Annotated in this window: 13 protein-coding genes; all 13 read left to right on the top strand. The window is 30.3% G+C overall.

Annotation, left to right across the window (positions count from 1 at the left end; genetic code table 11):
* Positions 1-124 precede the first annotated feature (124 nt).
* The 13 genes from KQI38_RS20235 to KQI38_RS20175 all read left to right on the top strand — a co-directional run bounded on the left by KQI38_RS20235 (position 125) and on the right by KQI38_RS20175 (position 9,722).
* Positions 125-1,027 carry a phosphate ABC transporter substrate-binding protein gene (locus KQI38_RS20235; RefSeq protein ID WP_216562728.1) on the top strand — a complete coding sequence of 301 codons (903 nt, stop codon included), beginning with the start codon at positions 125-127 and terminating at the stop codon, positions 1,025-1,027.
* Positions 1,028-1,068: 41 nt separating this feature from the next.
* Positions 1,069-1,929: a phosphate ABC transporter permease subunit PstC gene (pstC, locus tag KQI38_RS20230; protein WP_216562726.1), complete on the top strand. Its 861-nt coding sequence runs from the start codon at positions 1,069-1,071 to the stop codon at positions 1,927-1,929.
* An 18-nt stretch (positions 1,930-1,947) separates the two neighbouring features.
* A complete protein-coding gene (locus KQI38_RS20225) occupies positions 1,948-2,784 on the top strand; it encodes a PstA family ABC transporter permease (RefSeq protein WP_216562724.1) in 837 nt (278 codons plus the stop codon).
* On the top strand, positions 2,785-3,528 hold the full coding sequence (locus tag KQI38_RS20220) for a phosphate ABC transporter ATP-binding protein (RefSeq protein ID WP_216562722.1): 744 nt from the start codon (positions 2,785-2,787) through the stop codon (positions 3,526-3,528). It abuts the gene before it with no gap.
* Positions 3,529-3,549: 21 nt separating this feature from the next.
* A complete protein-coding gene (locus tag KQI38_RS20215) occupies positions 3,550-4,017 on the top strand; it encodes an HAD family hydrolase (RefSeq protein ID WP_216562720.1) in 468 nt (155 codons plus the stop codon).
* A gap of 268 nt (positions 4,018-4,285) precedes the next feature.
* A complete protein-coding gene (locus KQI38_RS20210) occupies positions 4,286-4,483 on the top strand; it encodes a DUF5320 domain-containing protein (protein ID WP_216562718.1) in 198 nt (65 codons plus the stop codon).
* Between the two features lie 2 nt (positions 4,484-4,485).
* Complete coding sequence (locus KQI38_RS20205) at positions 4,486-4,866, top strand: DUF134 domain-containing protein (RefSeq protein ID WP_072971507.1); 381 nt, start codon at positions 4,486-4,488, stop codon at positions 4,864-4,866.
* A gap of 11 nt (positions 4,867-4,877) precedes the next feature.
* A complete protein-coding gene (locus tag KQI38_RS20200) occupies positions 4,878-5,246 on the top strand; it encodes a NifB/NifX family molybdenum-iron cluster-binding protein (protein ID WP_216562716.1) in 369 nt (122 codons plus the stop codon).
* 1 nt (position 5,247) lies between these two features.
* On the top strand, positions 5,248-6,105 hold the full coding sequence (locus tag KQI38_RS20195; protein ID WP_216562714.1) for a nucleotide-binding protein: 858 nt from the start codon (positions 5,248-5,250) through the stop codon (positions 6,103-6,105).
* Entirely contained in the window at positions 6,083-6,946 is an 864-nt protein-coding gene (locus KQI38_RS20190) for an ATP-binding protein (RefSeq protein ID WP_216562712.1), read from the top strand. Before KQI38_RS20195 ends, KQI38_RS20190 begins: the two co-directional genes overlap by 23 nt.
* A gap of 81 nt (positions 6,947-7,027) precedes the next feature.
* Entirely contained in the window at positions 7,028-7,795 is a 768-nt protein-coding gene (locus tag KQI38_RS20185; protein ID WP_216562730.1) for an Mrp/NBP35 family ATP-binding protein, read from the top strand.
* A 2-nt stretch (positions 7,796-7,797) separates the two neighbouring features.
* Entirely contained in the window at positions 7,798-8,154 is a 357-nt protein-coding gene (locus KQI38_RS20180; protein WP_216562710.1) for a NifB/NifX family molybdenum-iron cluster-binding protein, read from the top strand.
* Positions 8,155-8,168: 14 nt separating this feature from the next.
* Positions 8,169-9,722, top strand: a complete 1,554-nt coding sequence (locus KQI38_RS20175) for a glutamate synthase-related protein (protein ID WP_216562708.1) — start codon at positions 8,169-8,171, stop codon at positions 9,720-9,722.
* Positions 9,723-10,130 lie beyond the last annotated feature (408 nt).

Here is a 10,130-nt window from a genome sequence, read left to right as displayed (position 1 = left end):
AAATAGTCAAGCTATAAGGTCAAATTAAAAGTCCACAGTGTCTAGTTTAATTATAGCGGATAATTATAATAAAAAAGAAAGGAGAGTATGATTTTAGTCGTTGACTATATCATACAAGGACTATATGAAAAGAAAAATTAGTTTGTTATTGGTTGTGTCACTTTTTATCGTGTCTTTAATAGGATGTACAAAAGATGAGTCTGCTTTAATATCTAATGACAATGAATTTAGAGCGGAGATGACATTTAATGGTTCATCAACTTTAGCGCCTGTAATATCAGCTATAGCGACAGATTTCATTGAAGGTAATACTACTTGGGACAAAGTAGATCCTAGTTTTCCAGAGAAAAATATATCAATATATGTATCAGCAGGAGGCTCTGGTGCAGGGGTTAAATCAGTCATAGAAGGTACTAGTGATTTTGGTATGTTAGCTAGGGGTGTGAAGGATGAAGAAAAAGAAAAGATAGGCGATATGAAAGAATTTGTTTTGGGGATAGATGCTTTAACTATTTCTATAAATCCAGAAAATCCATTGCTAAAATTGAAAGATAGTCTAAGTACTGAAGAAATTATGAAGATATTTTCAGGGGAATATAAATACTGGGATGATTTAGACCAGAGTCTTGAGCATAAAGAAATAGTAGTTGTTATTAGAGATCTAGGTGGTGGAGCACATGAGGTATTTCAAAAGAGCATAATGGGAGATGTGCAAGTAAGAGAAGACGCTATTCAATCCCCTTCAATGGGTGCTTTAGTTACAAAAATTATCGAAAATAAAGATGCAATAGGCTATGCTTCTTTTGGTATGGTAAATCAAAATATAGGAAAACTTATACCTTTAAAGGTTGATGGAATAGAGCCAACAGAAGAAAATATAGTAAATGAATCATATAAGGTATCAAGACCTCTTATTGTAGTTAAAAAAGGAGAATTGACACCTGAGCAAAAGGTATTTATGGATTTTGTCTTGTCGGATAAAGGTTCAGAGATTATTGAAAAAATGGGATTTGTACCAGCAAACTAAAATCAGGGGCTTTAGCCCCTTATTTTTTTGAGGTGATTATAATGAAAGAGTTAGAAAATAAAATTTTTAAATCCATAGTGTGTTTTCTTACTATATTGTCTTTATTTATGCTATCTTTCATAATATTATTTATTTTAAAGGAAAGTATTGTGTTCTTTAAAGAAGTTTCTATATTAGAATTTATTTTTGGTAAAAGGTGGAATCCTCTTAATTCTCCAGATAAATTATCAATATATCCTACTATACTAGGGACCATATATGTATCAATAGTAGGAATTGTTATTGCATTACCTATAGGTGTAGGGAGTGCTGTTGTTTTATCAAGTTATACCAATAGTAAAATTAAAAAAATAATTAGGACTTTAATAGATATATTAGCTGGTATACCTTCTGTTATCCATGGATTTATTGGATTATTGGTTGTTATAAAGTTCTTTGAAACAAAATTTTTATTCGCTACAGGGGAATCTGTATTAGCAGGTGGTATAATACTTTCTATTATGATGTTACCATTTATCATTTCAACATGTGAGGAGTCTATGGAAAAGATTTATAATGAATACTCTACATATTCAAATGCATTAGGAATCTCTAAATCCTATATGATTCGAAAAGTAATTTTACCCAATAGTAAGAGGAGCATATTAGCTTCTACAGTGTTAGCTTTAAGTAGAGGTATGGGAGAAACCATGGCTGTAATGATGGTAATAGGTAATGCTCCTATAATGCCTAAATTATTAGGGAAATGTCAAACAATCCCCTCTTTAATTGCACTTGAGATGGGGATGGCTGAGGTTGGTAGTCTCCATTATCATGCACTTTATGCTGCTGGATTTGTACTTATGATGATTTTACTTATTATAAATATTCTTCTATATATAATAAAAAGAAAAATAATATAAAATAAGGATTGAGATATTATGAAGGAAAAGATTAAAGATAATATATTTAAGTTATGGATTACAATGAGTGCTATTATTGTAGTTGGAGTTACTATATTTATTTTGGGATATATTCTAAAAAAGGGATTGAGTTCTATTGACTTGGAATTTATTTTCAATAATCCAAAGGGTATACCTCTAGGGTCAGAGGGTGGAATATTTCCAGCTATTGTTGGAAGCTTATTGTTAATGCTATTATCTTGTATTTTTGCATCTTTTTTAGCTATGGCAACAGCTATTTACACAGTTTTTTATTGTAATAACAAATGTATAAGTGATATCATCCATTTAATAATACAATGTATGGCTGGTATTCCATCTATTATTTTAGGAATGTTTGGTTATACATTATTAATTTTGTATTTTAAAATTGATAGATCTCTATTAACGGCAAGTATAACATTAGGAATTATGATATTTCCATATATTGAGGTTAGAATTGAAAAAATAATGAGGGAGGTAGATTCCAATATTATTGGTACATCATATGCTTTAGGAGTATCTAAATTTTATACTATATTTAAATTGATATTGCCAATGTGTATAGAAGACATTACTTCAGCTATTCTCTTAGGTGGAGGATTCGCTATGGGAGCTGCTGCACCAATAATATTAACAGGGGCTGTAATATTTGCTTCAATACCTAAATCCATATTTTCTCCAGTTATGGCACTTCCTTTTCATCTTTATATATTAACGGGGGAAGGAATATCACTAGAAAAGGCATATGGTACTGCTGCAATACTTATTATACTATTGCTTATAATTAATATTTCATCATTGATTTTAAATAGAAATAGAGGGGAGCATAGATAAATGGAAGTAATAAAGGTAAATGATTTAAATGTTAGTTATGATAATAAATTGATATTAAAAGATTTGTCTATGTCCTTTATAAAAAATAAGATAACTGCAATTATTGGGCCTTCAGGTTGCGGAAAGTCCACATTTCTTACGACTCTAAATTTGATGCTGGAGGAGCAAGGCGGTAGATATAGTGGAAAAATCTTTTTTAAGGATAAAGATATTCGAGAATATAATAAAAATGACGTGAGGAAAATGATTGGTATGGTCTTTCAAAAACCTACACCTTTTCCTTTGTCTATATACAAGAATATGATTTATGCACCTATATATTATGGAATAAAAGATAAAGGTCAACTACAAGAAATAGTAGAATATAATCTAAAAAGAGTAGGGCTTTTTGAAGAAATAAACAATGAATTAAATATGTCGGCAATGAAGTTATCAGGTGGACAGCAACAAAGACTTTCCATAGCAAGAGCATTAACTGTTGAACCAGAAGTATTGCTTTTAGATGAGCCATGTTCAGCATTAGATATAAAAAATACAGCTATTATAGAGGAAATGTTACTAAAACTTTCCAAGGAATATACGATAATAATAGTGACTCATAATTTGTCTCAGGCTAGAAGAATATCCGATTATACAGCATTTATTTTAAATGGTGAACTAATAGAATATGGGAAGACTGAGGAAATGTTTTTTAATCCAAAGAATAAAATGACAAAAGAATATTTAGAAGGAATATATGGATAGATTTAAAGTGGAGGGATAAATTTGTTAATATATGAAATACCAGGTAGAGAGAATATAGAAGTACAAAATATTGTTTTTGACTATAATGGTACTATAGCAGTGGATGGGAAATTAATAAATGGTGTAGAAGAGTTGATAAATAAGTTAGCAGAGTATGTAAAAATATATATATTAACAGCAGATACCTATGGAACTGTAGAAAAAGAGTGCATAGGTATCAATGGAAAAATCTTAACTTTTCCCAAGGATAATGCCGGAGATTCAAAAAAAGAAATAGTAAGAAGTATTAAAGGAAATACTGTTTGTTTAGGTAATGGATATAATGACATCCCCATGTTTAAAGAAGCAATATTATCTATAGCCATAATAGAGAGAGAAGGAGCTTCAGGAGAACTATTATCTAAAGCTGATATAGTAGTGAAATCTACTATAGATGCATTAAATATATTACTTAATAAGAATATGGTTAAAGCAACTTTGAGAAGTTGAAACCTTTATAATGGAAAAGGTATAATTAATAAAAAATCCCCATTAACTTAAAATTAATATGCTCCCTTTGTAATAGACAGTTAAAATAATAAAAACTGTAATTACAAGGAGGAGTATTTTTTATGGGAAAAACTGAATATAAATCATGAGAAAAAAGTAAAAAATTCAATTATTATTATAAAAGTTATTGACATATGTCCAAAATGGGATATAATAAAGTCAAATGGACATATGTTAATAACTAATAATAATGAGGAGGAAATAATATATGTTTGGAAGATATGGAATGAGAAGAAATAACGGTAGAATGTGTAATAGAGTAGGAGTACACTGTGGACATAGAAGAAATTCATTACATTCAATAATGTGTATTGGAGAAAAAGAATTGTTAGAGGAACAAAAAGTTTTACTTGAAAGAAGGTTAGAAATGATAAATACTCAATTAGAATTTTGTAAAGGAGAATAATGATGGCAAGGCCTAGAAAATGGAGGAAGGTATGTTGCTTACCTGAAAGCAATATGTTTGGACCACTTGATACTGAAAAAACAGATAGTAAAGCAATCATTATGACAGTAGATGAATATGAGGCCATTCGTCTTATAGATTTAGAAGGAATGATGCAGGAAGAATGTGCTGATAGAATGAATGTAGCTAGGACTACTGTACAGAGAATTTATAATGATGCAAGAAAAAAGATTGCAGAATCCTTGGTTAATGGAAACATATTGAAAATAGAAGGCGGAGATTATATGCTTTATGATGAAAATGAAAAAAGACATGGATGCAGAAGATGTCGAAGACATAGATGTAATGAAAGACTAGAGCATAAAATTAATGTAAAAGAATAGGAGATATTAAAATGAAAATAGTTATTCCTGTAAATGATAATTCTATAAAAACAACAGTATGTATGTCCTTTGGTAGGACACCTTATTTTTTGGTTTATAATACAGATACAAAAGAAAGTATTTTTATAGATAATAGTGCAATTTCAAGTCAAGGGGGAGCAGGAATCAAAGCTGCTCAATCAGTAGTTGATAGCGGGGCAGAGGTGTTAATTACTCCAAGATGCGGGGAGAAGGCTGCTGATGTAATAAATGCAGGCAGAGTTAAGATATATAAAACAATTAATGATTCTATAGAAGATAATATATATGCTTTTATAAATGGACAATTGTCTTTACTTGAAGAGATTCATTTGGGATTTCATAATCATGGAGGAAAATAATATGAAGATTGCAGTACTTAGTGGCAAAGGAGGTACAGGGAAAACCTTTATATCCGTTAATTTGGCTACTGTTGCAGAAAAGTCCATTTATTTAGACTGTGATGTTGAAGAACCGAATGGGCATTTATTTTTAAAACCCCAGAAATTATCTATTAAAGAAATATCAGTGAAGATACCTAATGTTAATCAGGAGCTATGTACTGGGTGTAGAAAATGTGTTGAGTTCTGCAAGTTTAATGCATTGGCTTATGTTAAGGATAGATTAATTATTTTTGATGAAATATGTCATTCTTGTGGAGGATGTACCTTGTTTTGTCCTGAAAAGGCTTTATCAGAAAAGGAAAGAGTTATTGGAACAATACAAAAAGGGTTATCTGACAATGTAACTGTATTAACAGGAATCCTAAATACTGGTGAGGTTTCAGGGGTTCCTATTATAAGTGAAATTCTAAGAGATAATTTAATTAATAATGATTTAGTTATAATTGATTGTCCTCCAGGAAGTTCTTGTATGGTAATGGAAAGTATTAAAGATGCAGATTATTGTGTCTTAGTAGCAGAACCTACAATATTTGGGGTTCATAACTTGAACATGGTTTATGAATTAGTTAGATTGTTTGAAAAACCTTTCGGAATAGTTTTAAACAAATGTTTAGATGATGATAACCCAGTTGAAGAATTTTGTATTCATAATAAAGTAGAAATTTTAGCAAGAATTCCTTTTAGTGTTGAATTAGGAAAGATGAATTCAAATGGTTTAATTGCATCAAAACAAAATAAAAAATATCAAGAGGTATTTATAAATTTATTAAATAATATTACTAAGGAGGTATGTGATGAAACAATTATTAATCCTTAGTGGTAAAGGAGGAACAGGAAAGACTACTGTTGCTAGTGCTTTCATAAAACTTGCAAATGCTAAAGCATTTGCAGATTGTGATGTTGATGCTCCCAATCTTCATTTATTAATGAATCAAATTTCTCAGCCTATAATATCAGATTATTACGGTATGGACAAAGCCTTTATAGATACTGTGAAATGTAAAAGCTGTGGTATGTGTAAAGAAAATTGTGGTTTTGATGCTATTAAATTAGTCAATGAAGAATTTAAAGTTGATTATTTTTCATGTGAAGGCTGCGGAGTTTGTGAAGAGATATGTTCATTTGACGCAATAACTCTTAGACCAGATGTTGCAGGTAAATTAACTTTATATACGAAAGATAAAATATTTTCTACAGCACAATTAAAAATGGGGAGTGGAACTTCTGGGAAATTAGTAAGTGAAGTTAAAAAACAGATGAAAGAATCTGTTGAAAATGCAGATTTAGCTATTATTGATGGTTCTCCAGGAATTGGTTGTCCAGTAATAGCATCTCTTAGTGGTGTAGATAGTGTACTTATTGTTACAGAACCTTCCCTTTCAGGTATTAATGATATGCTACGAATCATTAGGACTGCAAAAAAGCTAAATGTTAGAACTTTTGTTTGCGTTAATAAATATGATACAAATGTAGAAAATACTAATAAGATTAAATCAATATGTGAAGAACTAAACTTACCATTTGTGGGAGAAATACCTTATGATAAAGAAGTAATTAAAGCTATAAATAATGGACATAGTATAGTTGATGTTGAATGTAAAGCAGGGAATGCAGTAAAAGATGTATTTAAAAATACAATGAAAATCATAAATAGGTAAAGGAGAAAAAATATGAGCGAAAACTGTAATCAAAATTGTAATACTTGTAACGTAGATTGTAGTGATAGAAAGGAAACTACTATGGACTTTCTAGAAAAATCACATGAATTAAGTAATATTAAAAAGGTAATAGGAATAGTAAGTGGTAAAGGTGGTGTAGGAAAGTCATTAGTTACATCTATCTTAGCATCAGCAATGAATAAAAAAGGGTATAATACTGCAATATTAGATGCAGATATTACTGGACCTTCAATACCTAAGGCTTTTGGAATAGAGGATAAGGCTAGGGCAAATAAGCTTGGTTGGTTTCCTGTTAAAAGTAAAACAGGCATAAATATTATGTCTATTAATCTATTAGTAGAAAACGATACTGATCCAGTGGTTTGGAGGGGACCTATAATAGCTAGTGCTGTTAAGCAATTTTGGACTGATGTAATTTGGGGTGATATTGATTATATGTTTGTTGATATGCCACCAGGAACTGGTGATGTTCCTCTTACTGTATTTCAATCTATTCCAGTTGATGGAATAATTATTGTTACATCACCGCAAGAATTAGTATCAATGATAGTATCTAAAGCAGTTAAGATGGCAGAGATGATGAATATACCTATAATTGGATTAGTTGAAAATATGTCATATTTAAAATGTCCTGATTGTGAAAAAAAAATTAAGGTATTTGGAGATAGCCATATTGATGAAATTGCAAAAGAGCATAATATAAATGTACTTGCTAAGATGCCAATAGATCCTAAACTTGCATCATCATGTGACAGTGGTTCTATTGAAACATTGGAGGTTAATTATTTAAACAGTATTTCGCAAATATTAGATGAAATGGAGGAATAATTATGAAAATAGCAGTTGCAAGTGAAGGTGAAATGGTAACAGAGCATTTTGGACATTGTGAGAATTTTAGGATTTTTGAAATAGAAGGAAAAAGAGTTGCTAAAGTTGAAATAATTCCTAATCCAGGGCATAAACCTGGATTTTTACCAAATTTTTTAAATGATTTAGGAGTAAATGTTATTATTTCAGGTGGAATGGGAAAAGGAGCAGTTGACATTTTTAATGAAAAGGATATAGAAGTAATAGTAGGTGCCGAAGGAGATGCTAAGGAAGCTGTAAATAGTTATTTGGAAGGTTCACTTAAGTCAACAGGTTCAGTTTGTAATGAACATCAACATCATAATGAATGTGAAAATTAAAAGGAGGTTTTTTTATGTCATATAGTCCATCTTTAGGGAGTTCTATAACTAATACGAAAATGAGAGATTCAGCACATCTATCTGAGTTTTCAGGTATGTGTGCTGTATGTACTGCTAATTGTACTGGGACATGTGAAATAGGCTTATCAGCAGTTCGTGGTTCAGAAGCAATTTATCCTTATAAAACAGATATAAATCAATTTGCATCTGAGAAGGATTATCCATTAGATTTTTCTCATTTCAACATTAACGGGAGAGTATTTAATGCACTGGGATGTGCAGAAGATGCAGATTTAGCTACTTTTCCTAAAGCAAATATAGATACAACATTTGGAATAAACAATAAAGTTAAATTAAATGCACCTATAGTTTTACCAGCTATAGCAAAGCTTAATTGGAGAGATTATTATGCAGGAGCTGCTTTAGCAGGAGTATTGGTTGTAATAGGTGAGGACGTAGTAGCAAAAGATAAAGATTTAGTCTTAGAAAATGGGAAAGTTGTTGCATCACCCCTAATTGAAGAAATGGTATCAGCATTTAGGAAATATTATAGGGGTTATGGTGATATTATTCTTCAAGGCAATTATGATGATGAAAATTTAGGTGTATTAGATTATGCTATTACTAAATTAGGAGTTAAATCTGTGGAATTAAAATTTGGACAAGGCTCTAAGGGAATACAAGGAATGGGCAGAGTTGAGAAAATTGAAGATGCTTTAGAGTTTCAAAAAAAAGGATATTTAATTTATCCTGATCCATCTGATCCAGTAATAGCAGAAAACTATAAAAAAGGTATAGGACAAGTATTTGAAAGAATTAGTAAATTACCAATATGGAATGAGGAAATATTAATTAATCGAGTAAAAGAACTAAGAGAACTAGGTGCAGAGCATATATCTTTTAAAACTGGACCATTTGATCCAAAAGATTTAATTAGAATACTTAAGATTGCATCGAAGGCTGGTGTTGATTTAGTTACATTTGATGGTGCTGGCGGAGGTTCTGGAAATAGTCCAAGTAAGATGATGAATGAATGGGGCATTCCTACAGTTTATATGGAAAGTTTATTATATAATATTTTAAAGAAAATGGATGAAAAAAATTATTACCTTCCACAGATTGCAGTAGCTGGAGGAATTGCTATGGAGGACCAAGTATTTAAAGGATTAGCCTTAGGTGCTCCATATATAGGTCTTGTTGGAATAGGAAGAGCAGCTATGGCAGCAGCTATGGCAGGAAAACAAGTGGGGGAACTTATAAAAGGAGGCACTGTGCCTAAGGATTATCAAAGATTTGGTTCTAATATAGAAGAAATATTCAGTGGCATAAGAGAACTTAAAGAATTATATGGTGATGATGCTTTAAATATTTCTACTGGTGCTATAGGTGTTTATTCCTATATAAATAGAATATCAACAGGATTAAAACAGCTTATGGCTTTAAATAGGAAGTTTTCACTAGAATATATTAATAGGAATGATATAATTCCATTAACTGAATTAGCAGCTAAAGTAACAGGATTAGAAACATATAGTGATAAACTAGAGAGAGAATTAAGTAATATATAATTAAATAAATCTATAGGTAATAGATATATATTATAAGAATTGTAAGTTTAAATTTATAATGTTATTAAAATAGAGCCTTTAGAATAGACAATAAAAAAGTCTATTGCTATAGGTTCTTTTTTGTACAATATAAGTAGAAAGATTGTGAATCATATGAGTAAAAAAATATTATCTGATGAGAAAATTAATATTTTGTTAATCAATAAATATGTTAAATCAATAGGTCAACATGACATTACTTATATATATGATTTTAAAAAATTATTTATTACTGAGTCGCTTTCATACCTGATATGATGCCTCCTAAGTAGACAGTCTAATTAATTAAAAATTAGATTATCTACTTGGAGGTATTTTTTTATGGGAAGAAAACCAAAGTATAGTAAAGAAGTAAAAGTTAAAGCTTGC

It is taken from the genome of Tissierella carlieri, assembly GCF_018917285.1.
GTDB lineage: Bacteria > Bacillota > Clostridia > Tissierellales > Tissierellaceae > Tissierella > Tissierella carlieri.
The sequence above is the reverse complement of the archived record's forward strand: the minus strand, read 5'-3'. Positions and strand labels throughout refer to the sequence as shown.